The sequence below is a fragment of the Pseudomonas sp. CFBP 13719 genome (assembly GCF_014842095.1).
Classification (GTDB): domain Bacteria; phylum Pseudomonadota; class Gammaproteobacteria; order Pseudomonadales; family Pseudomonadaceae; genus Aquipseudomonas.
Genome location: NZ_JACYVB010000009.1, coordinates 134,015 through 159,991, shown reverse-complemented (window position 1 = coordinate 159,991; position 25,977 = coordinate 134,015). Strand labels below are relative to the sequence as shown.

Here is a 25,977-nt window from a genome sequence, read left to right as displayed (position 1 = left end):
TCGATACCTCCGTGGCCATGGTACTGCGTCGCGGGAAAGCTGCCAGTGCAGCGGCAGAAAAAGCGCAAGTTTGTGCAAGCCGGGATCGGCCACGGCTCGGACAATGTGCCCCTGACCCCGGAGGCCTTGTCATGAATCTATCGCTGTATCTGCTGACTGTACTGATCTGGGGAACGACCTGGATCGCCCTCAAGCTGCAACTGGGCGTGGTCGAGATTCCCGTGTCGATCGTCTACCGGTTCGGCCTCGCCGCGCTGGTGCTGTTCGTGATCCTGCTGGCCACCCGACGACTGCAGACCATGGGACGGCGCGGTCATCTCATCTGCCTGGCCCAGGGGTTGTGCCTGTTCTGCGTGAATTTCATGTGTTTCCTCACCGCCAGCCAGTGGCTGCCGACCGGGTTGATCGCCGTGGTGTTTTCCACGGCAACCTTGTGGAATGCACTCAACGCGCGGATCTTTCTGGGCCAACGGATCACGGCCAGCGTGATCGGCGCGGGTGGTCTGGGCCTGCTTGGCCTGGGCCTGCTGTTCTGGCCGGAGCTGGCCGGCCATGATGCCAGCCCGCAGACCCTGCTCGGCCTGGGTCTGGCGCTGCTGGGCACCTTGTGTTTCTCGGCGGGCAACATGCTCTCCAGCGTGCAGCAGAAAGCCGGGCTGAGGCCACTGACCACCAATGCCTGGGGCATGCTCTACGGGGCCCTGCTGTTGAGTGCTTACTGCCTGCTGCGCGGCACGCCGTTCAGCATGGACTGGAGCGTGCGCTACGTCGGCTCGCTGCTGTACCTGGTGATACCCGGCTCGGTGATCGGCTTCACCGCCTACCTGACCCTGGTGGGTCGCATGGGTCCCGAGCGCGCAGCTTACTGCACGGTGCTGTTCCCGGTGGTGGCGTTGAATGTCTCGGCGTATGCCGAAGGGTACCAATGGACCGCACCGGCCCTGGGCGGGCTGGTACTGGTGATGCTCGGCAACGTGCTGGTGTTTCGCAAGGGCGCCAGGTCGGCAGCGTCCCCGTCGAGCGGGTCGTCGGGAGCGCTGCCGGTGCCGGGTGGCACGGCGCTGGTTCGCCCTAGCCCTTGAACGCCTGCGGGTTGACCAGATCCTGCGGCCGTTTGCCGAGCAGCGCCGCCGTCAAGTTGTCGATGGCGCGATAAGCCATGGCATCGCGGGTCTGCGCTGTGGCCGAGCCGATGTGCGGCAACGTCACGACGTTGCCGAGTTGGAACAATGGCGATTCGGCCAGCGGCTCCTTCTCGTAGACATCCAGGCCGGCGCCGCGCAAGGTGCCGTCGCGCAGCGCCTGCACCAGCGCCGCTTCATCGACCACCGGCCCGCGCGAGATATTGACCAGAATGGCGCTCTTCTTCATTTGCGCCAGCTCTGTGGTGCCGATCATGTGGCGTGTCTTGTCGCTGAGCGGCACCACCAGGCAGACGAAATCCGCCTCCGCCAGCAGTTGCTCCAGGCTACGAAACTGCGCACCCAATTCCTGCTCCAGTTCAGGCTTGCGGCTGTTGCCGCTGTACAGGATGGGCATGTCGAAGCCCAGCCGACCGCGGCGTGCCACGGCCGCACCGATATTGCCCAGGCCGACGATACCCAGCGTCTTGCCGTATACATCGGTGCCGAACTGGTCGGGACCGACGCTGGCTTTCCAGTTGCCGGCCTTGGTCCAGGCGTCGAGTTCGGCCACGCGCCGGGCACTGCTCATGATCAGTGCGAAGGCCAGGTCTGCGGTACTTTGGGTCAGGACGTCAGGGGTGTTGGTGAGCATGATGCCGCGCTCGTCGAGGTAGCTGACGTCGTAGTTGTCGTAGCCCACCGATACGCTGGAAACCACCTCCAGGTTGGCGGCGTCGGCCAGTTGCTTGCGGCCCAACGGCCGCCCGGCGCCGATCAGGCCGTGGGCTTTGGGCAGGGCCTCGTTGAACTGGGCGGCGATGTCACCCGCCTTGGGGTTGGGCACGATGACGTCGAAATGCGTTTCGAGCCGCTCGACCATGGCAGGGGTGATACGGCTGAACGCGAGGACGGTTTTTTTCATTGGGCGTGTGCTCGTCGGGAGGGAATGAGAGCACGCTAACATTCCCGCTCGAGCAGAAACAATCCCGCCTCAGTTGGCGATCTGCAGGTCGAAGGTCTGCAGGTCGGCGTCGTGCGCCGCCAGAATGTCGGGCAGCGAACCGCGCAGGTATTCCACCCACGTCTTGATCTTCGCATCCAGGTACTGACGGGACGGGTAGATGGCGTACAGGTTCAACTCCTGCAGGCGGTACTCGGGCAGCATGCGTACCAGCGTGCCGTTGCGCAGGCCGTCGATGGCCGCGTAGATGGGCAGCACGCCCACGCCCATGCCACTGCTGATGGCGGTCTTCATGGCGTCGGCCGAGTTCACCTGGAACGGCGCGTTGCTGATGTTGACCATCTCCTGGCCATCGGGGCCCTGGAACAGCCATTTTTCCAGTTGCACCACCGGGCTGACCAGGCGCAGGCAGGCATGGTCGCGCAGGTCGCCGGGCGTGCGCGCCGAGCCGTGCGCCTTCACGTAATCGGGGGAGGCGCAGACGATGCTGTAGGTGATGCCCAGGCGTTGCGACACGAAGCCCGAATCGGGCAGCTCGCTGGCCAGAACGATGGACACGTCATAGCCTTCGTCGAGCAGGTCCGGCACCCGGTTGGCCAGCGTCAGATCGAAGGTCACGTCCGGATGGGTGCGCCGGTAGCGCGCGATGGCGTCGATCACGAAGTGCTGGCCGATGCCGGTCATGGTGTGCACCTTCAACTGCCCCGAAGGCCGCGCGTGGGCATCGCTGGCCTCGGCCTCGGCTTCGGCGACATAGGTGAGGATCTGCTCACAGCGCACCAGATAGCGCTTGCCGGCCTCGGTCAGGGCGATGCGTCGGGTGGTGCGGTTGAGCAGCCGCGTCTGCAGGTGGGCTTCGAGGTTGGACACCGCGCGCGAGACGTTGGCGGTGGTGGTGTCAAGTTGTGCGGCGGCGGCAGTGAAACTGCCGGCTTCGGCCACACAGGTGAACGCACGCATGTTTTGCAAGGTGTCCATGATTCGGTCTCTGGTTCGACGGACAAATTGTCGCATGAAGCCACAATTATACAGAAGGATTATCACCGGTTCGGTAACAAAGAATCGCAGGAAATCCAGCTTATCGGCGCTACGCAGCGGCTCTAGAATGCCGGCCCAGACCCCTCCGCAGTTCTACCCCTCCCGGAAATCGCCGCAGTGCCGCGCCGCCTCATCGACGAGTTGAAAACCCTCAGTGTCTGGACGTTGACCCTGGCCTTGACCGGCTGCCTCGGCACTGCCGGCATCGCCCCTCGGGACCAAGCGTTGTCGGCCGATGCGCTGGCCACCGACGCCGCCATTCAAACCGCCGTCCAGGAAGCGCAATGGCCGCAGACCCAGTGGTGGCACGCATATGGCGACAAGCAGCTCGATGCCTGGGTGAGCCTGGCCTTGCTGGGCAGCCCAAGCATGGCCACGGCGGCCGCCCGGGTGCGCCAGGCCAAGGCCATGGCAGGGCTGGCAGAGTCCGCCGAATCCGTGCATATCGATGCCAGCGCCCGTTTGCATCGCCACGACTGGCCTGCCGACCCCTTCTATGGTCCCGGCGACCTGTCCGGGCAGACCACTTGGGACAACGACGCCGGGCTGGGTTTCACCTATGCGCTGGACCTGTGGGGCCGTGAGCGCAATGCCAGCGAGCGCGCCGTCGACCTGGCGCACATGAGCGTCGCTCAGGCGCGGCAGGCCCAACTGGAACTTGCGAGCAACGTGGTGCAGGCGTACATCCAGCTCTCGCTGCACTATGCCCAGCGTGACATCGTGCACAGCACACTGACCCAGCAAGAGCAGATCCTGGCGCTGGCGCAGCGGCGTCTGCGCGGCGGCATCGGCACCCATCTGGAAGTCAGCCAGGCCGAGACCCTGCTGCCGGAAACCCATCGGCAGATCGACGCCCTGGATGAACAGATCGCCCTGGCACAGAACCAACTGGCCGCACTGGCGGGCAAAGGGCCGGGGCAGGGCAGCCAACTCACGCGTCCAAGCTTGTCTCTGCAAGCGCCGCTTGGGTTGCCCTCGGTGCTGCCCGCGCAGTTGCTGGGGCAGCGCCCTGATGTGGTCGCCAGCCGCTGGGCCGTGGCGGCGAACGCACGGGGTATCGACGTGGCCCATGCCGGCTTCTATCCCAATGTCGATCTGGTCGGCAGCCTGAGCTACCTGGCCACTGGCGGCGGCATGCTGGAGTTCCTCGCCGGCCGCAAGCTGAGCTACAACGCCGGCCCCGCATTGAGCCTGCCGATCTTCGATGGCGGTCGGCTGCGTGCCCAGTTGGCCGATGCATCGGCCGGCTACGACCTGGCCGTGGCACGCTATAACCAGACGCTGGTGGAGGCGCTCAAGCAGATCTCCGACCAACTGATCCGCCGCGCCTCCATGGACAAGCAACAGGCCTTCGCCGAGCAATCGGTGGCTTCGGCGCGCAAGAGCTACGACATTGCCCTGATCGCCTACCAGCGCGGTCTGACCGGCTACCTGGAAGTGCTCAATGCACAGACCCTGCTGTTGCGCCAGCAGCAGATCGAGCAACAGGTGCAGGCCGCGCGCCTGGCGGTGCATGCGCAGTTGGTCACGGCCTTGGGCGGCGGCCTGGGGGCGGGTGCCGACGCCCCGGCTGGCGAACGTCTGCAAGTGCCCAAGCCACTGGCGGTAATCGATCGATGACGGCCTGGCTGGGCAGCCTGCAATGGCGCCGCGGTTTTTTCGAGTGGGCGCGCAGCGACGGCGTCACTTGGATCTATATCTTCAAGGTGCTGCTGGCCGCATTCACCACGCTGTGGCTGGCGATGCGCCTGGAGCTGCCGCAACCGCGTACGGCGATGATCACCGTGTTCATCGTCATGCAGTTGCAGAGCGGCCATGTCTTTGCGAAAAGCTTCTATCGTCTGCTCGGTACCCTCGTCGGGTCGGCCGTGACGGTGGTGTTGATCGCCCTGTTCGCGCAGAACACCGAACTGTTCCTGCCCGGCCTGGCGCTGTGGGTCGGCATCTGCTCGACCGGCGCCATGCGCTGCCGCAACTTCCGCGCCTATGGCTTCGTCTTGGCCGGTTACACAGCAGCCATGGTCGGCCTGCCGGCCCTGGCCCATCCGGACGGCGCCTTCATGGCGGCAGTCTGGCGCGTGCTGGAAATTGCCCTGGGCATTCTCGTGGCGACGGCGGTCAGCGCGGCGATCTTTCCGCAGTCGTCCAGCGCTTCGATGCGCAATGCCTTGTATCAGCGCTTTGGTATCTTCGCCCGTTTCGTCACCGACGGTCTGCGAGGCGACAGCACAGCGGAGCAGTTCGAAGCCGACAACGTACGCTTCATCGCCGAGGCGGTGGGCCTGGAAAGCCTGCGCAGTGTGACCGCCTTCGAAGACCCGCACATGCGCCGGCGCAATGGTCGGGTCAGCCGGCTGAACAGCGAATTCATGACGGTGACCACCCGCTTCAATGCGCTGCATCAGTTGCTCGAACGTATCCGCGCGCGCGGTCATCGCGGCGTGGCAATGGCCATCGAACCGGCTTTGCAGGCATTGACGCACGTGCTGGACGATTTCGCCGGGCAGGCCTTGACCGATGCCGATGCTGCGCGCCTGGCCCGGCGCATGGCGCGGTACAAGGACGCGCTGCCGGCCCAGGTGCGCAGCCTGCGCGAGCTGTTCGAACACAGCGGCCCGGACGATGAAGACCTGCTGGATTTGCATACCGCATTCGAGTTGCTCTATCGCTTCGTCGAAGAACTGCACGACTATGCCCAGACCCATGCCTCGCTGGCCGAGCATCGGCATGCCCGCGAGCGCTGGGACGAGCCGTACCGTGCACAGACCAATTGGCTGGCAAGTGCCGCCGCCGGTATTCGCGGCGCGCTGGTGTTGCTGCTTCTAGACGGCTATTGGATAGCGACGGCCTGGCCCAGTGGCGCGACCATGACCCTGGTGGCTGCAGCCACCGTGGGCCTGTCGGCGGCGTCGCCGAACCCGCGGCGGATGTCGTTCCAGATGGCCTGCGGCACATTGCTGGGGGCGCTGGTGGGCTTCTACACGACCTTTTTCGTGCTGCCGTGGATCGACGGCTTCGCGCTGCTGTGCCTGACCCTCGCGCCGGTGCTGACGCTGGGCGCCTTCCTTGCCTCTCGACCTCGCTTCGTTGGCTACGGATTGGGCCTCCTGATCTTCTTTTCCATGGGCTCGGTGCCCGGCAACCTCACGCAGTACGATCCGTATGCGTTCATCAACGACTACATCGGCATGGTTCTGGGGATGCTGTTCTGCGCTGCCGCCGGTGCGGTCATCCTGCCGCCCAACAGTCGCTGGATGTGGCAGCGCCTGGAGCAGGACCTGCGCGCCCTGGTGGTGTTCGCCATCAGCGGCAAGCCGCGCGGGCTGGGCTCGGCATTCGAAAGTCGCACCCGCGATCTGCTGCACCAGGCCTATGGCCTGGCGGCCGGGCAGCCACAGGTGCAGCGCAATCTGCTGCGCTGGATGTTCGTGGTGATGGAGGTGGGGCACGCCATCATCGAGCTGCGCCGTGAGCAGGAGCGCTTGCCGGTGCACCCGGCCTATGCCTCGTGGCAGCCGTGGCGCCAGTCGATCCGGGTGCTGGGGCGTGCGCTGATCCGCCTGTTCATCCAGCCCCAGCAAGCTAACCTGCAGCGCGCACAGGCGGCTGTCGAGCAGGCCATTGAGTTGGTCAGGAACACCGATGAACCCTTCGCCCGACATTTCGATACCTCGGCGCTGCGCCGGGTGCAGAGTTACCTGCACTTCATTCGCAGTTCGTTGTTGGACCCGCAATCGCCGCTCGCCGAACTGGCCTTCCGAGAAGCCAAGCATGCCCCGTGAAATCGCTTTCCATGGCCTGTACATGCCGACCATGACCCTGTTGTTCGTGCTCGCCGCCGGGTTGGCCTGGGCCTTCGACCGGCTGTTTGCCAGCCTGGATGTGTACCGATTCTTCTGGCACCCGGCGCTGTTGCGCCTGAGCCTGTTCGTCTGTCTGTTCGGCGCCATGGCGCTGACTGTCTACCGTTGAGAACCGCGCAATGAAAAAGTTTTTCAGCCTGTTGGCGACCCTGCTGGTGCTGGCGCTGGCGATCTTCATCGGTCGCCAGTTGTGGGTGCATTACATGCAGACGCCTTGGACCCGTGACGGGCGCGTGCGCGCCGACATCATCAACGTCGCCGCCGATGTGTCGGGCTACGTCACCGCGGTGCCGGTGCGCGACAACCAGCGTGTGCGCAAGGGCGACGTGCTGCTGCAGATCGACCCGGAGCACTACCGCCTGGCGGTCAAGCAGGCGCAGGCGCTGGTGGCGTCGCGCAAGGCGGCCTGGGACATGCGCAAGGTCAATGCCAGCCGGCGTGCCGATCTCGATGAGCTGGTGATCTCCCGGGAGAGCCGCGAGGACGCCGGCAATGTTGCCGCCTCGGCGCTGGCCGACTATCAACAGGCCCAGGCACGCCTGGAGGCCGCGCAGCTGGACCTGGAGCGCACCCGCGTGCTTGCCACGGTGGATGGCTACGTCACCAACCTCAACGTACATGTCGGTGACTATGCGCGGGTCGGCGAGGCGAAGCTGGCCGTGGTCGACGAGCATTCGTTCTGGGTCTACGGCTATTTCGAAGAAACCAAGTTGCCCCATGTGCATGTCGGCGACGCGGCGCAGTTGCAGATGATGAGCGGCGAAACCCTCAAGGGCCATGTGGACAGCATCTCGCGCGGCATCTATGACCGCGACAACCCACAGAGCCGCGAGCTGACGGCCGACGTCAATCCGACCTTCAACTGGGTTCGCCTGGCGCAGCGAGTGCCGGTGCGCATCGAGCTGGACGAGGTGCCCGAAGGCATGCTGCTGGCAGCCGGCACGACCTGCACGGTAATCGTCACGCCCGCCGTGCCGTAAGCGGCTTCCTGACTATTTAGAGAAACTGCCCTGCAGGCGTTCGGCGCGAAATTCCAAGGTCTGCGGGCGATAGCCGGGGCGCAGTGGCGGCAGCGGCAGGCAGTCCTGCCAGTCGGCGCCGGCCTGCAGCTCACCGGGGCCACGGTAGCGGGGCGCGGTGTAGAGGTTTTCCGCCAGGTTGGCGGTCTGGCCGGGCGCATAAGCCGCGATCTGCCATTGCAGCTCCTGCATCGGTACGTTGTTGCCGTTGTTCAGGTTCAAGCGCAGCGGGCGGTCGCCCGGACAGCCCTGTGGATCGTAGGTGATGCGCATTTCCAGCCGCGCCAGGCGATGGGCTTCGCGCGTGTCGCTCATGATGACCCACAGCGCGAGCAATGCCAGGGCGAACACGGCGGCGCCGGAGATCGGCAGGGCCTTGGAGGGATAGCGGACCAGCAGGATGATCCAGGAAATGATCAGAAAGATGCCGATTAACATGACTGCCAGCCTTGGTGAAGAAGTGGGGCGTATCGTACAGAACGTTCGCGTGTCTGTGAAAACCACGCCCGCACATGCTCAGTCGTCGGGCTGATCGCGCAGGAACACCAGGTGGTCTGGCCGTGACTGGTCGGCGTTGTAGCGATAGCCCTGGCGGTCGAAGCCCTTGAGCTGCAGGGGGTCGTGGATTTTTTCGTCGATCACGAAACGCGCCATCATGCCGCGGGCTTTCTTGGCATAGAAACTGATGATCTTGTACTGGCCATTCTTCAGGTCCTTGAAGTCGGCAGTGATCAGGCGCGCCTGCAAAGATTTGCGTTTGACGGCGGAGAAGTATTCGTTCGACGCCAGGTTGAACAGCACGTCGTCGCCTTGCTCGGCGAGGGCCTGGTTGAGCCATTGGCTGATGCGCTCGCCCCAGAACGCGTAGAGGTCCTTACCGCGGGCATTGACCAACTTGGTGCCCATCTCCAGTCGGTACGGTTGCATCAGGTCCAGTGGCCGCAGCAGGCCGTAAAGACCCGACAGCATGCGCAGGTGTTTCTGCGCGTAGTCGAAACCCGCTTTGTCCAAGGTGGTCGCGTCCAGCCCGGTGTAGACGTCGCCCTTGAAGGCGAGCAACGCCTGCTTGGCGTTCTCGGGGGTGAAGTCGGGTGTCCAGCTGCCGAAGCGTGCAGCGTTGAGGCCGGCCAGCTTGTCGGAGAGATGCATGAGCTCGGCGATCTGCGCAGGGCTGAGCTCGCGCAGTTGTTCGATCAACACCTGGGAATGGTCGAGAAATTCAGGCTGGGTGTGGCGCTGGATGACCGGAGGGGTATCGAAATCGAGGGTCTTGGCGGGGGATATCACCATCAGCATGCAGAGGTTCTCCTGTGAGCGTGGGTAAATTCTGGAGCAGTGCCGGGGGCTCGTCCACCTTTAAGCGTGGGGGCATCCAGATGGACCGCAGCGACCCCGGACGCGGCTCGCGCCGCTGCTACAGGGGATCGCTTGTGCCGTTGGTACGGCGTTCCTCTGTAGCAGCGGCGCAAGCCGCGTCCAGCCACACCGCGAACCCTCTGGCACACCACCCATCCCCAACCGTATTGACGCCATCGATCCCACTCGCCCACAGTGCCCGGAAAAAAGGAAACCCGCGCATGGACTACGCACTCATCGACTGGAGCATCATGCTTCTGGCAATCGCCGCCGCCTACATCGTCTTCGGCATTGCCGGCTTCGGCACGGCGCTGGTTGCAGGCCCGGTACTCATCCACTTCATGCCACTGTCCACGCTCATCCCGCTGCTCGTGGTACTCGATTTCATCGCCGCCTTCGGCAATCTGCTTCCCGCCCGGCAGTCGGTGGTAGGGGCGGAGCTCAAACGGCTGCTGCCTTTCATGGCCCTGGGCTGCACCCTGGGCGTGGTCTTTCTGCTCAACCTCAAATCCGACCTGCTGTTGCTGCTGATGGGCCTGTTCATCACCGGCTACGCCCTGTACATGCTGCTGACCACGGCGCGACCCGCGCGGTTGTCGCCTTGGTGGGCCGTACCGATGGGCACGATCGGCGGGCTGTTCGGTGCCTTGTTCGGCAGCGGCGGCTTTCTTTATGCGATCTACCTGGGCGCGCGGCTGGACGACAAACAACAGGTGCGCGCCACGCAAAGCGCGCTGATCAGTTGCAGCACGGTCGTGCGCCTGACGTTGTTCATCATTGCCGGGGTCTACGCCAACACTCAGCTACTGCTGACCGCCGTCTGCCTGCTTCCGGCCATGGCGACTGGCTTGTGGATCGGGCGTCGACTGACCTTGCGCATGTCCCGCGAGGCTTTCGTGCGGTTGGTGACCTGGCTGGTGCTGGCCAGCGGTCTGGCGTTGCTGTTCCGCTATTTCAACCCTTGACCTGCGCGGGCAGGGGATTATCCTGCCGCTTTTGCGCAGCGTCGGGCCCTTGCATGAACACTCAGAACATTCTCGTTCCGCGCCTCTCCACCTTGCCGGTGCACGAGCCGCGTGCGCGGGCGATCCTGCGCTGGCTGGTGCGCAAGGACATCGTCGAGGAACAACTGAGCACCTGTGGGCGCAGCGGCAACCGCATGGCCTACGCCATCGGTCCGGGCGCGCGGCAGGTCGTCGAACACCCTGAACGGCTGCCCTACGGACAAACGGTCAACGGTCTGGAAGTGGTCACCGATCGTTGCATTTTCACGCCCGTGGACGGTTTCCTGCACGAAGCTGGCTGCCCCGAATGCCGTCAGGAAGTGGGTGAGGCGCTGTTCGACAGCCTCGAGGAGTGGATGCCAGGCCTGACCGATAACTTCACCTGCCCGCTGTGCGGCCATGAAGACGACATCAATGGCTTTCTGTTCCTGCAGCCCTGCGCCTTCTCCAATCTAGGTTTCATCTTCAATAACTGGGGCCAGACCCCCTTCAAGGCGGAGTTCATCGCCGAATTCGCCGATTGGCTCGACCAGCCGATCGCGCAGGTGCTGGTAAAGTTCCAGGACAATTGACCGCCAGGCCATCTTTGCCTTTCTTGTGCGGGCATGTGTGGGTATAATGGCGCGCTTCCATTTTCCCGCTCGGGAGCCCCCGCATGCTGCGTATCAGCCAAGAAGCCCTGACCTTCGACGACATTCTTCTAGTGCCCGGTTATTCCGAAGTACTGCCCAATGAAGTCAGCCTCAAGACCCGTTTGACCCGCGGCATCGAGTTGAACATCCCGCTGATTTCCGCGGCGATGGACACCGTGACCGAAGCCCGCCTCGCCATTGCCATGGCTCAGGAAGGCGGCATCGGGATCATCCACAAGAACATGACCATCGAGCAGCAGGCTGCCGAAGTGCGCAAGGTCAAGAAGTTCGAGGCCGGCGTGGTCAAGGACCCGATCACCATCGAAGCTGATGCCACCGTTCGCGACCTGTTCGAACTGACCTCGCTGCACAACATCTCCGGCGTGCCGGTGCTGCATGACGGCAACCTGGTGGGCATCGTCACCTCGCGCGACGTGCGCTTCGAAAACCGCCTGGAAATCCCCGTTCGCGAAGTGATGACGCCCAAAGAGCGTCTGGTCACCGTCCGCGAAGGGGCCGACAAGGACCTGGTCCGCGACCTGCTGCACAAGCATCGCATCGAGAAAGTGCTGATCGTCGACGCCGAGTTCCACCTCAAGGGCATGATGACCGTCAAGGACATCGAGAAGGCCAAGGCCTACCCGCTGGCGAGCAAGGATGACCAAGGTCGTCTGCGCGTCGGCGCGGCCGTCGGTACCGGCAAAGACACCGGCGAGCGCGTCAGCGCTCTTGTTGCAGCCGGCGTCGACGTGGTCGTGGTCGATACTGCCCACGGTCATTCCAAAGGTGTGATCGACCGTGTGCGCTGGGTCAAGCAGAACTTCCCCGACGTGCAGGTCATCGGCGGCAACATCGCCACCGGCGAAGCCGCCAAGGCGCTGGCTGAAGCGGGCGCCGATGCCGTCAAGGTCGGTATCGGCCCGGGCTCCATCTGCACCACCCGTATCGTCGCCGGTGTCGGCGTGCCGCAGATCAGCGCCATCGCCAACGTCGCCGCAGCCCTTGAAGGCAGCGGCGTGCCGTTGATCGCCGACGGTGGCATCCGCTTCTCCGGTGACCTGTCCAAGGCCATCGTCGCCGGTGCCTACTGCGTGATGATGGGCTCGATGTTCGCCGGTACCGAAGAAGCGCCAGGCGAAATCGAACTGTTCCAGGGCCGTTCCTACAAGGCCTACCGCGGCATGGGTTCGCTAGGTGCGATGTCCCAGGCCCAGGGCTCGTCCGACCGCTACTTCCAGGACTCCTCGGCCGGTGCCGAGAAGCTCGTGCCCGAGGGCATCGAAGGCCGTGTCGCCTACAAGGGTGGCCTGTCGGCGATCATCCATCAGTTGATGGGTGGCCTGCGTTCTTCCATGGGTTACACCGGCAGCGCCGATATCCAGGAAATGCGCACCAAGCCCGAGTTCGTCCGCATCACCGGCGCCGGCATGGCTGAATCCCACGTCCACGACGTGCAGATCACCAAGGAAGCGCCCAACTACCGCGTGGGCTGACCCCGGTAGTCCGCCTGCCGCCCGGTGCACATCCGGCGGCAGACGGAAATTCAATCCAGCGGGGCTGTTCACTACAGCCCCGTGTTGTTTCCGAATACATCTGACGAGAATGAGTCATGGCCCTCGACATTCACGCCCACCGTATCCTGATCCTCGATTTCGGTTCCCAGTACACCCAGCTGATCGCCCGTCGCGTGCGCGAAATCGGCGTGTACTGCGAGCTGCACCCGTTCGACATGGACGATGAAGCGATTCGCCAATTCGCCCCGCGCGGCGTCATCCTTGCCGGCGGGCCCGAGTCGGTCCACGAAGCCAACAGCCCGCGCTGCCCGCAGGCGGTATTCGACCTGGGCGTGCCGGTCTTCGGCATCTGCTACGGCATGCAGACCATGGCCGAGCAGTTGGGTGGCAAGGTTGCCGGTTCCGATATGCGTGAGTTCGGCTACGCGCGCGTCGACGTGGTCGGCAAGAGCCGCATCCTCGAAGGCATCGAAGACCACATCGACGCCGACGGCGTGTTCGGCCTGGACGTGTGGATGAGCCACGGCGACAAGGTCACCGAGATTCCGCAAGGCTTCAATGTGCTGGCCAGCACCCCGAGCTGCCCCATCGCCGGCATGTTCGACGACAACCGCCACTACTACGGCGTGCAGTTCCACCCCGAGGTGACCCACACCAAGCAGGGCGAACGCATCCTCTCGCGCTTCATCATTGACATCTGCGGCTGCGAAGCGCTGTGGACCCCGTCGAAGATCGCCGAAGACGCCATCGCCCAGGTCCGCGCCCAGGTCGGTACCGACAACGTGCTGCTGGGCCTGTCCGGCGGTGTCGACTCCTCGGTGGTCGCGGCCCTGCTGCACAAGGCCATCGGCGATCAGTTGACCTGCGTGTTCGTCGACAACGGCCTGCTGCGCCTGCACGAAGGCGAGCAGGTCATGGCCATGTTCGCCGAGAACATGGGCGTCAAGGTGATCCGCGCCAACGCCGAAGACCAGTTCCTCGGCAACCTGGCCGGCGAAGCCGACCCGGAGAAGAAGCGCAAGATCATCGGCCGCACCTTCATCGACGTGTTCGATGCCGAGTCGTGCAAGCTGGACAACATCAAGTACCTGGCCCAAGGCACCATCTACCCCGACGTGATCGAGTCGGCCGGTGCCAAGAGCGGCAAGGCCCACGTGATCAAGTCGCACCACAACGTCGGCGGCCTGCCCGAGGAGATGAACCTCAAGCTGGTCGAGCCACTGCGTGAGCTGTTCAAGGACGAAGTCCGCCGTCTGGGCCTGGAACTGGGCTTGCCGTACGACATGGTCTACCGCCACCCATTCCCCGGCCCAGGCCTGGGCGTGCGCATTCTGGGTGAAGTGAAGAAGGAATACGCTGACCTGCTGCGTCGCGCCGACCATATTTTCATCGAAGAACTGCGCAAGGCCGACTGGTACCACAAGGTCAGCCAGGCGTTCGTGGTGTTCCAGCCTGTCAAATCGGTCGGCGTCGTCGGCGACGGCCGTCGCTACGCCTGGGTCGTCGCCCTGCGCGCCGTGGAAACCATCGACTTCATGACCGCTCGTTGGGCGCACCTGCCGTACGAGCTGCTGGAAACGGTGAGCGGCCGCATCATCAACGAGATCGAAGGGATTTCGCGGGTGACCTACGACGTGTCGAGCAAGCCGCCGGCTACGATCGAGTGGGAATGATGGGACGTCCGGCACTGTCCGGCACCAACTAGCAAGAAATGTCCTGGAGCCCGCGTAATTGCGGGCTTTTGGCTTTTTAGTTCAGAGTTTTTCAGCTCTTTCTACGCTGCAGCTGAGAGTGGTCTGTTCGGGAGATACCACCGCAGGCGTCGATTCCAGCGGGATCATCAGACGAACGAAATGCCACCAATCGTCCCGTTCCTTGCAGATTGCTAAAGTGCAAGCGATCGCAGCAGCTAAGGGATATGAAAGATGCCATCCGTTACCGTTCGAAATGTTTCTGATGAGGTGCACCGCGCTATCCGCTTGCGGGCTGCTCAACATGGCCGCAGCATCGAAGCCGAAATGCGTGAAATTCTGGAGTCTGCGGTGAGGCCGGAAGGTCGGGTCAAGCTGGGCTCGCTGCTGGCACAGACCGGCCGCAAGGTCAGGTTGACGGATGAGGAGTTCGCAGCCTTCGAAAGCGCACGCGATAAAGCCCCCGCCCGCGCAGTGAGCTTTGAATGATCCTGCTCGATACCAATGTGATTTTCGAGCCTCTGCGGCGCTCGCCTGTGGCATGCGTTATTCGATGGATCGACGAGCAGGCATTGGAAACCCTCTATCTGTCGGCCATGACTGTAGCCGAGATACGTGCCGGCGTAGCGTTGATGCCGGTTGGCCGGCGCCGTTCGACGCTACGCGAAAGTCTGGAAAAGCAGGTGCTGCCCATGTTCGTTGGGCGCGTTCTGCCTTTTGATCTGGCCTGCACGCAGGCTTACGCCGAGGTGCCGGCCAAGGCGCGCAAGGCCGGTAGCGGGATCGAGGCTGCCGATGCGTGCAGCGCTGCGGTCGCCCTCGCCAACGGATTCATCGTTGCCACTCGCGATATTCACCCGTTCCGGGCTGCAGGTCTGGTGGTCATCAATCCTTGGGAGCTATAGAGCAAGCCTTGCTCCGATGCCACAAAATGACAGGAAAAACGTAGGGCGTCGTGGCCGATGACCAACCAGCTCACTTCAACACATGCCCTGCAATCAGCCGCGAAATCTCCACCATCGACGTCTTTCCCGAGAACTCGAATCGCACCTTCCCCAGCGCTGAAAAATACACCTCCAGCTCCGAATCCAGGTCGAACGTGCCCGATGTTTCGATCGAGTACGCCACGATGTTCTTGTAGGGCAGGGAGGTGAAGTCCTTCTTGCTGCCGGTCAGGCCCTGCACGTTCACCGCAATGATCCGCTTGTTGGTGAACACCACGCCGTCGCGCATCGACTTGTAGGCGTCGACCACCTGCTCGTCGTCCAGCAGCAGGGCAGTGACGCGTTCGCCGTATTCGGCGTTTTGCTTGAGTTTGAAGAAGCCTTTGTTGTTGAAGTCGATCATGGCCTGGAGTCCTGTATAGGGGTGGCCGGAGTTTACCTTGATGACGGTGGCAGCGAGGGGATTGGGATGAAGTGGGGTACCTGGACTGTGAGGCCAAATATGTAGGCCAGAAGGGTTCGGGGCACTGGCCACACTCGCAGCTCTTTCAGAAACCGGTCCCTTTGACATGACTGATCTACTTCCCACTACGCAATTGGGCGATGTTCTCGCAGACTTCGCACGGCAGGTCACCCAACAACTGCCCGACCTCCACCAAATGGCCGTCGCCACCGCCACCCAGATGCTCGCCTCCATGGGCATCGACACCCATCCCGACACCTTCTACTGGCATCGCTTCGACAATGCCCAGTCCAGCCCCCGTTCGTTCAGCGGCTACGCGCACATGGGCCCGCCAAGCGAATCGATGACGTTTACCGAGTTGGTGATGCGGCGGTTTCGCGCGAGTGATCAGGACAATGCCGACTTGCTGCATGTCATGGGCGGGTTCTACACGGGGGATGCGCAGGTGCTGTGGTTCAACGAGCGCAACGAGGTGCGCCTGGAGCCGGACAAGGTGCTGAACGCGCTGTGGCACATTGATTTTGCGACGTTCTATCACCAAGCGCTTTCGCGATTCTGGGCCGACAATGGGCAAGAGGTGCAGACGTTGATCCGTATCAATTGCCTGCGTGCTGCCGTGGAGGCCTGCCACGGCGGGCACCTGACGCGAGCTCAGGTGCAGGCGGTGTTCGATGGCCTGGGTTGTGAATACGCCATGGCGCCGACGCTGGCCGGTCTGTCAGGTGTACATCGCGCAACCAGCGGCGTCACGGTCAGTGCGCTGCAGATTGCCGGTTACGCCTTTACCAGCGTGCTGTGCTTCAACACCCAGGCAGGCCAGCGATTGTTGTACCTGGCCGGCCGCGACATCGCGTTCGAAGTGTTTGCCGACCTGAAGGCTGCGCAGGCATGGTTGTATCAACAGGTACAAGGCGTGCAAAGTCGGGAGCGCTTGCTCGATCACGCTGCGCTGCTTGAGCCTGCCGCAGCGCTGGCGCGTACCGGTGGTTTGGTACTGTTGGCGAAAAAGCCACTGTCCAGGTTCGCGGCAAAGGTGGCGTGGCAGCCCATCACTGTCGATGCGGCGTGCTGGCTTGCGGCGCAGACCCGCGAACAGATGCTGGCCGAGGCCAACCTGCAGCTGCACAGCAACAGCGAGCTGCGCAAGCAGCTGTGGATCGGCTATCTGGGCGCCGGCCTGCACCTGTTCGGCTCGGCGGCCATGGCCAGTTGGCCGATCGCGTTGATCGTGGTGGTGGCCAGCGCTGGAAAATTTGCGCTGAACGTGGACCGTGCGGTGAACGCCGCAGAGGCGGTGGACCGGCGTGCTGCACTGTATGCGGCGATCTTCAGCGGCATCGAACTGCTGTTGAGCACGACGCTGCTGATCCCTCAAGGGCTGCCGGAACTCGATGACGTGCAACCGCTGCAGGCGCCTGCCCATGGGCTTGAACACACCCCCCTGCTACCTGATACCGACGGGGTGATGTGGGTAGCGGGCAAGCCGACGATTCGTTTGCGTGGCAGTCTGTACCGCGCGCGCTATGACGCGAACCTGCGTTGCTGGCTGATCGTCGATCCGCAGCGGCCCTTTGCCTTTACTGGCAATTATCCGGTGCGCTTCAACGACCAGTTGCAATGGGAGCTGGTGCCCCGCGGTTGTTTGCGCGGTGGCGGTGGCTGCATGAGTGTCTCGGGTGAGATGGAGCTGGAACCACCCCCGGTCAGTTACGTGCAGTTCGAGCGCGCGGCCAGCCGCTACGAAGTGCCGCTGGTGGCCCGCGCAGCCACGCGCGAGCTGTTGAGCGACCAGTTTCGAAAGATGCTGTCCGGCGAATACTTCGACCCCTACACGCCGCTCAATCCAGTGCTCGACAGCCTCAACCAACTGCGGGTCGAGTTGATCGACGATGCCGATGCATTCATCACGCAATGGCGCTCACCTGGCCGATCGCCGTTGCATGCGCCCGACCCGGAACTGCCGCCCTACCTGGCCGTGCGGCGGCTGCTGGATGAGTCCCGCGCGCTGGTGATTGGCGAATCTCATCAGTCCATCGCCAGCAAGCGCTTTTTGATCGAGAACATGTCGGCACTGGCCAAGGATGGCGTCGACACGCTGTACATGGAGCATCTGATGACCGATCTGCATCAGGCCGACCTGAACCAGGTGGCCAGTGATGGTCGGCTGCCCAATGATTTGCAGGATTATCTGCGCGATCAGGATCTTGGCCATCGCACCGACCCGGCTCGACAGTACAACTTCACCACGCTGGTACAGGCCGCGCGTCGCGAGGGTATCCAGGTGCGCGCTCTGGATTGCGCAGCCAGCTATCGACTCGACGGCATGGACGACCTCTACGGCGCCAGTCAGACGCTACGCCAGCGGGTGTTCAGCTACCATGCCAGTCGAGTCATCGCTGCGCGCAGTGCATTGCCAGGCCGGGGTAAATGGATCGCGCTGGTCGGTGACACTCACGCTTCCACCTACAAGGGTGTTCCGGGCCTGGCGCAATTGCAGGACGTGACGGCGTTGCGCATCGTCGATGCCGGTGCCGGCCAGCAGACCAACATCACCCTGGACCCAGGCGAGTACTACCTGCCGTCGATGGGCCACCCGGACGGGGTGGTCAAAGCCGATTGGCGCTTGGCGCTGACCGTGCGCGAAGCGCCCTTCACCTACCTGGATCCGTCCCTGGCCCCACCGGGAACAATCAGGCCATGAAGCAAGGTACAGGCATCACTCCCCTGTAGCAGCGGCGCAAGCCGCGTCGGCGGTGTATGCGAACCGTCTGACACCCAGCCGTACAGGAGCGCAAGTCTTAATCTTTCTCACTTGCAGGTGTATGGTGTCGGCCTTTGATGTTCATCGCGCAGGTGCCGTATCCATGTCTTTCACTCGTCGACAATTCCTCGGTGGCCTGGCGGGCGTGGTGGCGGTTGGAGTGGGTGCCGGGGGTGCTGCCCGATATTGGTTGGGCACCCCTGTGGACCAGGCCGGCGTGGACTATCAGCTGATTGCAGCGCCGCTTGACGTCGAGTTGGTGGCAGGCCACCAAACCCCAGCCTGGGCCTTCGGCGGTTCAGCGCCCGGCCAGGAACTGCGCGTGCGCCAGGGCGAATGGCTGCGGGTGCGTTTCATCAACCAGCTGCCGGTGGAAACCACCATCCATTGGCATGGCATCCGCCTGCCGCTGGACATGGACGGCGTGCCCTACGTGTCGCAGTTGCCGGTCAAGCCCGGTGAGTACTTCGATTACCGCTTCCGGGTGCCCGATGCCGGCAGCTACTGGTATCACCCGCACGTGGCCAGCAGCGAAGAACTGGGCCGTGGCCTGGTCGGCCCGTTGATCGTCGAGGAGCGCGAGCCGACCGGCTTCGCTCACGAGGCGGTGCTCAACCTGAAGAACTGGCATGTGGACGAGGAGGGCGCATTCCTGCCGTTCAGCATTCCTCGCGAGGCCGCACGCAACGGCACCCTGGGCCGGCTTTCCACGATCAACGGGGTGCATCGGGCCACCGTTGATCTTCCGGCCGGGCAGATCGTCCGGGTGCGTATCCTCAATCTGGACAACACCGCCACTTACCGTCTGAATTTCCGCGGCAATGTCGACATGCGCCTGTATGCGCTGGATGGCAACCCCATCGAACCGCGTGCGTTCGGCAAGGATTACTGGATGGGCCCCGGCATGCGGGTGTGCCTTGCAGTCAAGATGCCACCTGCCGGTGAAGAGATTGCCATACGTGACGGTTCGGTACGCCTGGGCACGCTGCGCTCGGTGCCGGCCGCAGCGGGGCCGAGCGATTGGCCGCCGGCATTGCCGGCCAATCCGATCGCCGAGCCGGACCTGGCCAATGCCGAGAAGCTCAATTTCAACTTCGAATGGGTTGGCGAGGTGTCCGACACCGCCGAGGGCAAGCCGCCCAGCCTGTGGCAGATCAACGGCATTGCCTGGGACATCACCGACAAGACCTGCGCCGACCGCCCCATCGCCAAGTTGCAGTTGGGCAAGAGCTACGTGCTGGAGCTGAAGAACATGACCCAGTACCAGCACCCCATTCACCTGCACGGCATGAGTTTCAAGGTGATTGCCTCCAATCGACGCAAGATCATCCCGTATTTCACCGATACGTTCCTGCTGGGCAAGAACGAACGTGCTCAGGTGGCCCTGGTGGCGGATAATCCGGGTGTATGGATGTTCCATTGCCATGTGATCGATCACATGGAAACCGGACTCATGGCGGCAATAGAGGTTTCCTGAACATTGAAACAACCCAAGATCATCGATCGCAGTCGCGATCAATTTTTCATGACGCAAGCGCTCGAGCTAGCCGCCCAAGGTGCGGCGCTGGGCGAAGTGCCGGTGGGCGCGGTCGTTGTGCAGGACGGCGAGATCGTCGGCCGTGGCTTCAACTGTCCTATCAGCGGCAGCGACCCCAGCGCCCACGCCGAGATGGTCGCCATCCGCAATGCCGCGCAGGCCGTGCAGAACTACCGCCTGCCGGGCAGCACCCTCTACGTCACGCTCGAACCTTGCAGCATGTGCGCGGGGCTGATCGTCCATGCGCGCATCGCCCGAGTGGTGTTCGGCGCGCTTGAGCCCAAGGCTGGCGTTGTACAAAGTCAGGGGCAGTTCTTCGCTCAGGGCTTTCTCAACCATCGGTTGATGGTGGAGGGTGGCGTGTTGGCCGAAGAATGTGGGGCTATCCTGAGCGAGTTTTTCAGGGCGCGGCGGGCGAAGGGCTGAGATTGAAGGAGGGAGTGCTGCCGAGGGCCTTTTCGCGGGCAGAGCCCGCTCCCACAGGATCACTCGGGTGCTCTTAGAGCGGCGGTGTCTGCTGTGTGGGCTTTGACTGGTCGACGCCGGGCACGTGCAGGTTGCCATCGGCCACCTGGCTGCCTTCGAGCTGTGGCTGGGTCACCCAGGTAAGGATGTCGTAGTAGCGTCGGATGTTGGCCACGAAGTGCACCGGTTCGCCGCCACGCGCATAGCCGTAGCGGGTCTTGCTGTACCACTTCTTCTGCGCCAGGCGCGGCAACATCTTCTTCACGTCCAGCCACTTGTTCGGGTTCAGCCCTTCACCTTCGGCCAGCTTGCGCGCGTCGTCCAGATGGCCACTGCCCACGTTGTAGGCGGCCAGGGCGAACCAGGTCCGATCGGGCTCCTGGATGCCGTCGTCGAGCTGATCCTTGACGTAGGCGAAGTACTTGGCACCGCCATTGATGCTCTGCTTGGGGTCCAGGCGATTGCTCACGCCCATGGCCTGGGCGGTGTTCTGGGTCAGCATCATCAGCCCACGCACTCCGGTCTTGGAGGTCACGCTGGCTTGCCACATGGACTCTTGATAGCCGATGGCCGCAAGCAGCCGCCAGTCGACCTTTTCCTGCTTGGCCGAGGCCTGGAAGGTTTTCTCGAACTTGGGCAGGCGTTGCTGCAGGTGCTGGGCGAAGGTGTAGGCGCCGACGTAGCCGAGGACATCGACATGGCCGTAGTAGCGATCCTTGAGACGCTGCAGGGTGCCGTTGCCCTTGACCTTGTCGATAAAGCCGTTGACCTCGTTCAACAGGCTGTTGTCTTCGCCCCCGGCCACGGCCCAGCGCTGGTCGCGGCCATCGCCCAAGTCGAAGGCGACGCGCACGTTGGGGAAGTACACCTGGTTCATGGCCACTTCATTGGAGTCGACCAGGGTCAGATCGATCTGCCCCTCGTCGACCATGCGCAGCAGGTCCACCACCTCCACCGCGTCGGACTCTTCGTACTCGAGCGTCGGATACTGCAGCTTCAATTTGGCCAGTTGCTCGGCGTGGCTGCTGCCCTTGAGCACCATGATCTTCTTGCCCACCAGCTCGGCGGCATCGGTGGGTCGGCTCTGGCCGTTGCGATAGATGACTTGCGGCGTGACCTCAAGATACGGATGGGAGAAACGCGCCTGTTTCTCCCGCGCCTCGCTGCTGACCAGGCCCGCGGCCGCCAGCACTGGCCCCTGAGGCTGGCTCAGACCGGCGAAGACGTCATCGAGGTTGTCGGCGGTTTCGATCTTGAGTTCGACACCCAGGTCATCGGCAAAACGCTTGACCAGTTCGTACTCGAAGCCTGTTTCGCCGTTGCGATCCTGGAAGTAGGTGGCCGGGCTGTTGCGGGTTATGACGCGCAGCACGCCGTCCTCCTTGACCCGTTCGAGTGTGCTGGGTTTATCAACACAGCCACTGAGCAGCAGGAGAAGTCCGGTTGCGAAGAGCCATTTGGCGCAGCGCGAGCGTAAGACGGTCTGGGTGAGCATGGGTGCAGTATACGCAAACGGTCGCTCCAGCCATATCTCGACAGCAGGCGAAGGAGTCTGCTAGAGCGCAGCGCAACCTCCGACCGGCCCCCGGCAAGGGATCTGACGAACGATCGCGCTGTTTTTCCATCCGTCGGGTGCCTAGGTGAACGGTTTAGGCTAGAATGCACGGCCTCCAAGCACACCCCCTTTCGAGGCTGTCCCGACGATGTTGATCCTGCGCGGCGCTCCTGCCCTTTCTGCCTTTCGCCACGGTAAATTACTCGAGCAACTGAGCCAGAAGGTCCCCGCTGTTACTGGCCTGTATGCTGAATTCGCCCACTTCGCCGAAGTCGAAGGCGAGCTCGCCAGCGACGACCGGCAAGTCCTTGCCCGTCTGCTCAAGTACGGCCCCAGCGTTCCCGTTCAGGAGCCCACCGGGCGGCTGTTCCTGGTGCTGCCGCGCTTCGGTACCATTTCGCCGTGGTCGAGCAAGGCCAGCGATATCGCGCACAACTGCGGCCTGACCCAGGTCCAGCGTCTGGAACGCGGCATTGCCTTTTATGTGTCTGGTGATTTCAGTGAGGCCGAGGCCGAGCTGATCGGTGCCGTTCTGCACGACCGCATGACCCAAGTGGTGCTGGCGCGTCTGGAAGAGGCCGCCGGCCTGTTCCGTCACGCCGAACCCAAGCCGCTGATCGCCGTGGATATCCTGGGTGGCGGTCGTGCCGCGCTTGAAAAAGCCAACGTCGAGCTGGGCCTGGCCCTGGCCGAAGACGAAATCGACTACCTGGTCAGCAGCTTCCAGGGGCTGGCGCGCAATCCGCACGACATCGAACTGATGATGTTCGCCCAGGCCAACTCTGAGCACTGCCGCCACAAGATCTTCAACGCCAGTTGGGACATTGACGGCCAGAGCCAGGAGAAAAGCCTGTTCGGCATGATCAAGAACACCTACCAGATGCACAGCGAAGGCGTGCTGTCGGCCTACAAGGACAACGCTTCGGTGATCGTCGGCAGCGTGGCCGGGCGGTTCTTCCCGAACCCTGAAACCCGCCAGTACGGCGCGGTGCAGGAGCCGGTGCACATTCTGATGAAGGTGGAAACCCACAACCACCCTACGGCGATCGCACCGTTTCCAGGCGCCTCCACCGGCTCTGGCGGCGAGATCCGCGACGAAGGCGCGACCGGCCGCGGCGCCAAGCCCAAGGCTGGCCTGACCGGTTTCACCGTGTCCAACCTGAACATTCCCGGTTTCGAACAGCCGTGGGAAAAGCCCTACGGCAAGCCCGAGCGCATCGTCACCGCGCTGGACATCATGATCGACGGCCCCCTGGGCGGCGCGGCGTTCAACAACGAATTCGGTCGCCCGGCCCTGACTGGCTACTTCCGCACGTTCGAGCAGCGCATCGACACTCCCCACGGTGAAGAAGTGCGCGGCTACCACAAGCCGATCATGCTCGCCGGCGGCATGGGCAACATCCGTGCCGAGCACGTGCAGAAAGGCGAGATCACCGTCGGTTCCAAGCTGATCGTCCTCGGCGGTCCGGCCATGCTCATCGGCCTGGGCGGCGGCGCTGCTTCCTCCATGGCCACCGGCACCAGCTCGGCGGACCTGGACTTCGCTTCGGTACAGCGCGAAAACCCGGAGATGGAGCGTCGCTGCCAGGAAGTCATCGACCGTTGCTGGCAGCTGGGCGACAGGAATCCCATCAGCTTCATCCACGACGTAGGTGCGGGCGGCCTGTCCAACGCATTCCCCGAGCTGGTCAACGACGGCGGCCGTGGCGGCCGCTTCGAGCTGCGCAACGTGCCCAACGACGAGCCGGGCATGGCCCCGCTGGAAATCTGGAGCAACGAATCCCAGGAACGCTACGTGCTGGCTGTGGACGCCGCCGACTTCGAGCGTTTCCAGGCCATCTGCGAGCGTGAGCGCTGCCCGTTCGCCGTCGTCGGCGAGGCCACTGCCGAGCCGCAATTGACCGTTACCGACAGCCACTTCGGCAACAACCCGGTCGACATGCCGCTCGAAGTGTTGCTCGGCAAGGCGCCGCGCATGCACCGCAGCGCCGTGCGCGAGCAGGAACTGGGCGATGATTTCGACCCCTCCCAGCTGGACCTGGCCGACTCCATCGAACGCGTCCTGCATCACCCTGCCGTGGCCAGCAAAAGTTTTCTGATCACCATCGGCGACCGCACCATCACCGGCCTGGTCGCGCGCGACCAGATGGTCGGCCCGTGGCAGGTACCGGTGGCCGACGTCGCCGTCACCGCCACCAGTTTCGACGTCTACAGCGGTGAAGCCATGGCCATGGGCGAGCGCACGCCGCTGGCGTTGCTCGACGCGCCCGCTTCGGCACGCATGGCGGTCGGTGAAACCCTGACCAACATCGCCGCGTCCAGCATCGCGAAAATTTCCGACATCAAGCTGTCCGCCAACTGGATGTCCGCTGCCGGCCATCCGGGCGAAGACGCGCGTCTCTACGACGCCGTGCAAGCGGTCGGCATGCAGCTGTGCCCCGAGCTGGGCATCACCATTCCGGTCGGCAAGGACTCCATGTCCATGAAGACCCAATGGAGCGAAGAGGGCACCGACAAGAGCGTGACCTCGCCGATGTCGCTGATCATCACCGGCTTCGCGCCCGTGGTCGACATCCGCAAGACCCTGACCCCGCAACTGCGCATGGACAAGGGTGAAACCGACCTGATCCTCATCGACCTGGGCCGTGGTCAGAACCGCATGGGCGCCTCGATCCTGGCTCAGGCACACGGCAAGTTGGCCAGCCACGCGCCGGACGTCGACGATGCCGAAGACCTCAAGGCGTTCTTCGCCGTGATCCAGGGGCTCAATGCCGACGGCCACTTGCTGGCCTACCATGACCGTTCCGACGGTGGCCTGCTGGCCAGCACGGTGGAAATGGCCTTCGCCGGTCACTGCGGTCTCAACCTGCAACTGGCCACCGTGGCGCACAGCCGCGAGGAAATTGCGGCAGTGCTGTTCAACGAGGAACTGGGTGCGGTCATCCAGGTGCGTCAGGACGCCACGCCGATGATTCTGGCGCAGTTCAGCGCCGCGGGCCTGGGCAACGACTGCGTGGCGGTGGTCGGCCAGCCGATCAACAACGGCGCGGTGAACATTCGCTACCACGACGACCTGCTGTTCAGCGGCGAGCGCCGCCTGCTGCAACGCCAGTGGGCCGAGACCAGCTACCAGATCCAGCGCCTGCGCGACAACGCTGCCGGTGCCGATCAGGAATTCGATGCGCTGCTCGAAGAAGACAATCCAGGGCTGAGCTTCAACCTCAGCTACGATGTCGACGAAGACATCGCCGCCCCGTACATCAAGAAGAACGTCCGTCCACAGGTCGCCGTCCTGCGCGAACAGGGCGTCAATGGTCAGGTCGAAATGGCTGCGGCCTTCGACCGTGCCGGCTTCAACGCCATCGACGTGCACATGAGCGATATTCTCGCCGGACGTGTCGACCTGAACGAGTTCAAGGGTCTGGTTGCCTGCGGTGGCTTCTCCTACGGCGACGTCCTGGGTGCCGGTGAGGGCTGGGCCAAGTCGGCACTGTTCAATGCCCGTGCCCGTGATGCGTTCCAGCAGTACTTCGAGCGCAGCGACAGCTTCACCCTCGGCGTGTGCAACGGTTGCCAGATGATGTCCAACCTGCACGAGCTGATTCCGGGCAGCGAGTTCTGGCCGCACTTCGTGCGCAACCGGTCCGAGCAGTTCGAGGCGCGGGTTGCCATGGTCCAGGTGCAGGAATCCAACTCGATCTTCCTCCAGGGCATGGCCGGTTCGCGTATGCCGATCGCCATCGCCCACGGTGAGGGCCACGCCGAGTTCGCTTCGGCCGACGCCTTGCTGCAGGCCGATGTATCGGGCTGCGTGGCGCTGCGCTTCGTCGACAACCACGGCAAGGTCACCGAGCAGTACCCGGCCAACCCGAACGGCTCGCCGCGCGGGATCACCGGATTGACCAGCCGCGACGGCCGCGTGACCATCATGATGCCGCACCCGGAGCGCGTGTTCCGCGCGGTGCAGAACTCCTGGAAGCCTGAGGAATGGAACGAGGACGGCGCCTGGATGCGCATGTTCCGCAATGCTCGCGTGTGGGTGAACTGACG

Annotated in this window: 21 protein-coding genes; 15 read left to right on the top strand and 6 right to left on the bottom strand. The window is 63.5% G+C overall.

Features of this window, described 5'->3' with window-relative positions:
* The first annotated feature begins 131 nt into the window (after positions 1–131).
* Positions 132–1,082, top strand: a complete 951-nt coding sequence (locus IFT57_RS23215; protein WP_122795296.1) for a DMT family transporter — start codon at positions 132–134, stop codon at positions 1,080–1,082.
* Here IFT57_RS23215 and IFT57_RS23210 read toward each other — a convergent pair.
* Positions 1,072–2,046, bottom strand: a complete 975-nt coding sequence (locus tag IFT57_RS23210; RefSeq protein ID WP_192152802.1) for a 2-hydroxyacid dehydrogenase — start codon at positions 2,044–2,046, stop codon at positions 1,072–1,074. The genes IFT57_RS23215 and IFT57_RS23210 overlap by 11 nt on opposite strands.
* Before the next feature lie 69 nt (positions 2,047–2,115).
* Entirely contained in the window at positions 2,116–3,063 is a 948-nt protein-coding gene (locus tag IFT57_RS23205; protein WP_122714375.1) for a LysR family transcriptional regulator, read from the bottom strand.
* A 177-nt stretch (positions 3,064–3,240) separates the two neighbouring features.
* On the opposite strand from IFT57_RS23205, the gene IFT57_RS23200 reads away from it, so the two are divergent.
* The 4 genes from IFT57_RS23200 to IFT57_RS23185 are packed head-to-tail and all read left to right on the top strand — an operon-like array spanning position 3,241 to position 7,966.
* On the top strand, positions 3,241–4,743 hold the full coding sequence (locus tag IFT57_RS23200) for an efflux transporter outer membrane subunit (RefSeq protein WP_192152801.1): 1,503 nt from the start codon (positions 3,241–3,243) through the stop codon (positions 4,741–4,743).
* Positions 4,740–6,905, top strand: a complete 2,166-nt coding sequence (locus tag IFT57_RS23195) for an FUSC family protein (RefSeq protein WP_192152800.1) — start codon at positions 4,740–4,742, stop codon at positions 6,903–6,905. The genes IFT57_RS23200 and IFT57_RS23195 overlap by 4 nt, the downstream gene beginning before the upstream one ends.
* Entirely contained in the window at positions 6,895–7,095 is a 201-nt protein-coding gene (locus tag IFT57_RS23190; protein WP_122475134.1) for a DUF1656 domain-containing protein, read from the top strand. Before IFT57_RS23195 ends, IFT57_RS23190 begins: the two co-directional genes overlap by 11 nt.
* Before the next feature lie 10 nt (positions 7,096–7,105).
* A complete protein-coding gene (locus IFT57_RS23185) occupies positions 7,106–7,966 on the top strand; it encodes an efflux RND transporter periplasmic adaptor subunit (protein WP_192152799.1) in 861 nt (286 codons plus the stop codon).
* Positions 7,967–7,978: 12 nt separating this feature from the next.
* On the opposite strand, the gene IFT57_RS23180 is transcribed toward IFT57_RS23185, so the two are convergent.
* The gene (locus tag IFT57_RS23180) at positions 7,979–8,443 is read right to left on the bottom strand and encodes a multidrug transporter (RefSeq protein WP_122795290.1); all 465 of its coding nucleotides are present in this window, start codon (positions 8,441–8,443) and stop codon (positions 7,979–7,981) included.
* A 78-nt stretch (positions 8,444–8,521) separates the two neighbouring features.
* A complete protein-coding gene (gene yaaA, locus IFT57_RS23175; RefSeq protein WP_192152798.1) occupies positions 8,522–9,301 on the bottom strand; it encodes a peroxide stress protein YaaA in 780 nt (259 codons plus the stop codon).
* A gap of 281 nt (positions 9,302–9,582) precedes the next feature.
* Here yaaA and IFT57_RS23170 point away from each other — a divergent pair, with 281 nt between their 5' ends.
* The 6 genes from IFT57_RS23170 (at position 9,583) to IFT57_RS23145 (ending at position 15,107) form a co-directional block, all read left to right on the top strand.
* Entirely contained in the window at positions 9,583–10,326 is a 744-nt protein-coding gene (locus tag IFT57_RS23170) for a sulfite exporter TauE/SafE family protein (protein ID WP_192152797.1), read from the top strand.
* Positions 10,327–10,379: 53 nt separating this feature from the next.
* On the top strand, positions 10,380–10,937 hold the full coding sequence (locus tag IFT57_RS23165; protein ID WP_122714368.1) for a sugar ABC transporter ATPase: 558 nt from the start codon (positions 10,380–10,382) through the stop codon (positions 10,935–10,937).
* Between the two features lie 83 nt (positions 10,938–11,020).
* Positions 11,021–12,490, top strand: coding sequence for an IMP dehydrogenase (gene guaB / locus IFT57_RS23160; protein ID WP_192152796.1), 1,470 nt, complete (start codon positions 11,021–11,023; stop codon positions 12,488–12,490).
* 116 nt (positions 12,491–12,606) lie between these two features.
* Positions 12,607–14,184: a glutamine-hydrolyzing GMP synthase gene (gene guaA / locus IFT57_RS23155; protein WP_122795286.1), complete on the top strand. Its 1,578-nt coding sequence runs from the start codon at positions 12,607–12,609 to the stop codon at positions 14,182–14,184.
* A 252-nt stretch (positions 14,185–14,436) separates the two neighbouring features.
* Positions 14,437–14,691, top strand: coding sequence for a FitA-like ribbon-helix-helix domain-containing protein (locus IFT57_RS27135; protein WP_192152795.1), 255 nt, complete (start codon positions 14,437–14,439; stop codon positions 14,689–14,691).
* On the top strand, positions 14,688–15,107 hold the full coding sequence (locus IFT57_RS23145; protein WP_192152794.1) for a type II toxin-antitoxin system VapC family toxin: 420 nt from the start codon (positions 14,688–14,690) through the stop codon (positions 15,105–15,107). Before IFT57_RS27135 ends, IFT57_RS23145 begins: the two co-directional genes overlap by 4 nt.
* Positions 15,108–15,177: 70 nt before the next feature.
* Here IFT57_RS23145 and IFT57_RS23140 read toward each other — a convergent pair whose 3' ends face one another.
* On the bottom strand, positions 15,178–15,549 hold the full coding sequence (locus IFT57_RS23140; RefSeq protein ID WP_192152793.1) for a PH domain-containing protein: 372 nt from the start codon (positions 15,547–15,549) through the stop codon (positions 15,178–15,180).
* A gap of 166 nt (positions 15,550–15,715) precedes the next feature.
* On the opposite strand from IFT57_RS23140, the gene IFT57_RS23135 reads away from it, so the two are divergent.
* The 3 genes from IFT57_RS23135 to tadA all read left to right on the top strand — a co-directional run bounded on the left by IFT57_RS23135 (position 15,716) and on the right by tadA (position 20,333).
* Positions 15,716–18,310: a membrane-targeted effector domain-containing toxin gene (locus IFT57_RS23135; protein WP_192152792.1), complete on the top strand. Its 2,595-nt coding sequence runs from the start codon at positions 15,716–15,718 to the stop codon at positions 18,308–18,310.
* A gap of 163 nt (positions 18,311–18,473) precedes the next feature.
* Positions 18,474–19,847, top strand: a complete 1,374-nt coding sequence (locus IFT57_RS23130; protein WP_192152791.1) for a multicopper oxidase family protein — start codon at positions 18,474–18,476, stop codon at positions 19,845–19,847.
* Positions 19,848–19,850: 3 nt separating this feature from the next.
* On the top strand, positions 19,851–20,333 hold the full coding sequence (gene tadA / locus IFT57_RS23125) for a tRNA adenosine(34) deaminase TadA (protein WP_122795281.1): 483 nt from the start codon (positions 19,851–19,853) through the stop codon (positions 20,331–20,333).
* A gap of 73 nt (positions 20,334–20,406) precedes the next feature.
* Here the strand turns inward: tadA and mltF are convergent, their stop codons facing one another.
* Positions 20,407–21,867: a membrane-bound lytic murein transglycosylase MltF gene (gene mltF, locus IFT57_RS23120; RefSeq protein WP_122714356.1), complete on the bottom strand. Its 1,461-nt coding sequence runs from the start codon at positions 21,865–21,867 to the stop codon at positions 20,407–20,409.
* A 208-nt stretch (positions 21,868–22,075) separates the two neighbouring features.
* Between mltF and purL the strand changes: the two genes are divergently transcribed.
* Positions 22,076–25,975: a phosphoribosylformylglycinamidine synthase gene (gene purL / locus IFT57_RS23115; RefSeq protein WP_192152790.1), complete on the top strand. Its 3,900-nt coding sequence runs from the start codon at positions 22,076–22,078 to the stop codon at positions 25,973–25,975.
* The last annotated feature ends 2 nt before the right edge of the window (positions 25,976–25,977 follow it).

What these genes read in the sequence shown, in the direction of transcription:
- IFT57_RS23180 (WP_122795290.1), bottom strand. Translation starts at nt 8,443, where the DNA reads ATGTTAATCGGCATCTTTCTGATCATTTCCTGGATCATCCTGCTGGTC.
- IFT57_RS23145 (WP_192152794.1), top strand. Translation starts at nt 14,688, where the DNA reads ATGATCCTGCTCGATACCAATGTGATTTTCGAGCCTCTGCGGCGCTCG.
- IFT57_RS23170 (WP_192152797.1), top strand. Translation starts at nt 9,583, where the DNA reads ATGGACTACGCACTCATCGACTGGAGCATCATGCTTCTGGCAATCGCC.
- IFT57_RS27135 (WP_192152795.1), top strand. Translation starts at nt 14,437, where the DNA reads ATGCCATCCGTTACCGTTCGAAATGTTTCTGATGAGGTGCACCGCGCT.
- IFT57_RS23215 (WP_122795296.1), top strand. Translation starts at nt 132, where the DNA reads ATGAATCTATCGCTGTATCTGCTGACTGTACTGATCTGGGGAACGACC.
- IFT57_RS23210 (WP_192152802.1), bottom strand. Translation starts at nt 2,046, where the DNA reads ATGAAAAAAACCGTCCTCGCGTTCAGCCGTATCACCCCTGCCATGGTC.
- IFT57_RS23195 (WP_192152800.1), top strand. Translation starts at nt 4,740, where the DNA reads ATGACGGCCTGGCTGGGCAGCCTGCAATGGCGCCGCGGTTTTTTCGAG.
- IFT57_RS23205 (WP_122714375.1), bottom strand. Translation starts at nt 3,063, where the DNA reads ATGGACACCTTGCAAAACATGCGTGCGTTCACCTGTGTGGCCGAAGCC.
- IFT57_RS23165 (WP_122714368.1), top strand. Translation starts at nt 10,380, where the DNA reads ATGAACACTCAGAACATTCTCGTTCCGCGCCTCTCCACCTTGCCGGTG.
- purL (WP_192152790.1), top strand. Translation starts at nt 22,076, where the DNA reads ATGTTGATCCTGCGCGGCGCTCCTGCCCTTTCTGCCTTTCGCCACGGT.
- IFT57_RS23190 (WP_122475134.1), top strand. Translation starts at nt 6,895, where the DNA reads ATGCCCCGTGAAATCGCTTTCCATGGCCTGTACATGCCGACCATGACC.
- IFT57_RS23130 (WP_192152791.1), top strand. Translation starts at nt 18,474, where the DNA reads ATGTCTTTCACTCGTCGACAATTCCTCGGTGGCCTGGCGGGCGTGGTG.
- guaA (WP_122795286.1), top strand. Translation starts at nt 12,607, where the DNA reads ATGGCCCTCGACATTCACGCCCACCGTATCCTGATCCTCGATTTCGGT.
- yaaA (WP_192152798.1), bottom strand. Translation starts at nt 9,301, where the DNA reads ATGCTGATGGTGATATCCCCCGCCAAGACCCTCGATTTCGATACCCCT.
- IFT57_RS23185 (WP_192152799.1), top strand. Translation starts at nt 7,106, where the DNA reads ATGAAAAAGTTTTTCAGCCTGTTGGCGACCCTGCTGGTGCTGGCGCTG.
- guaB (WP_192152796.1), top strand. Translation starts at nt 11,021, where the DNA reads ATGCTGCGTATCAGCCAAGAAGCCCTGACCTTCGACGACATTCTTCTA.
- IFT57_RS23140 (WP_192152793.1), bottom strand. Translation starts at nt 15,549, where the DNA reads ATGATCGACTTCAACAACAAAGGCTTCTTCAAACTCAAGCAAAACGCC.
- IFT57_RS23135 (WP_192152792.1), top strand. Translation starts at nt 15,716, where the DNA reads ATGACTGATCTACTTCCCACTACGCAATTGGGCGATGTTCTCGCAGAC.
- mltF (WP_122714356.1), bottom strand. Translation starts at nt 21,867, where the DNA reads ATGCTCACCCAGACCGTCTTACGCTCGCGCTGCGCCAAATGGCTCTTC.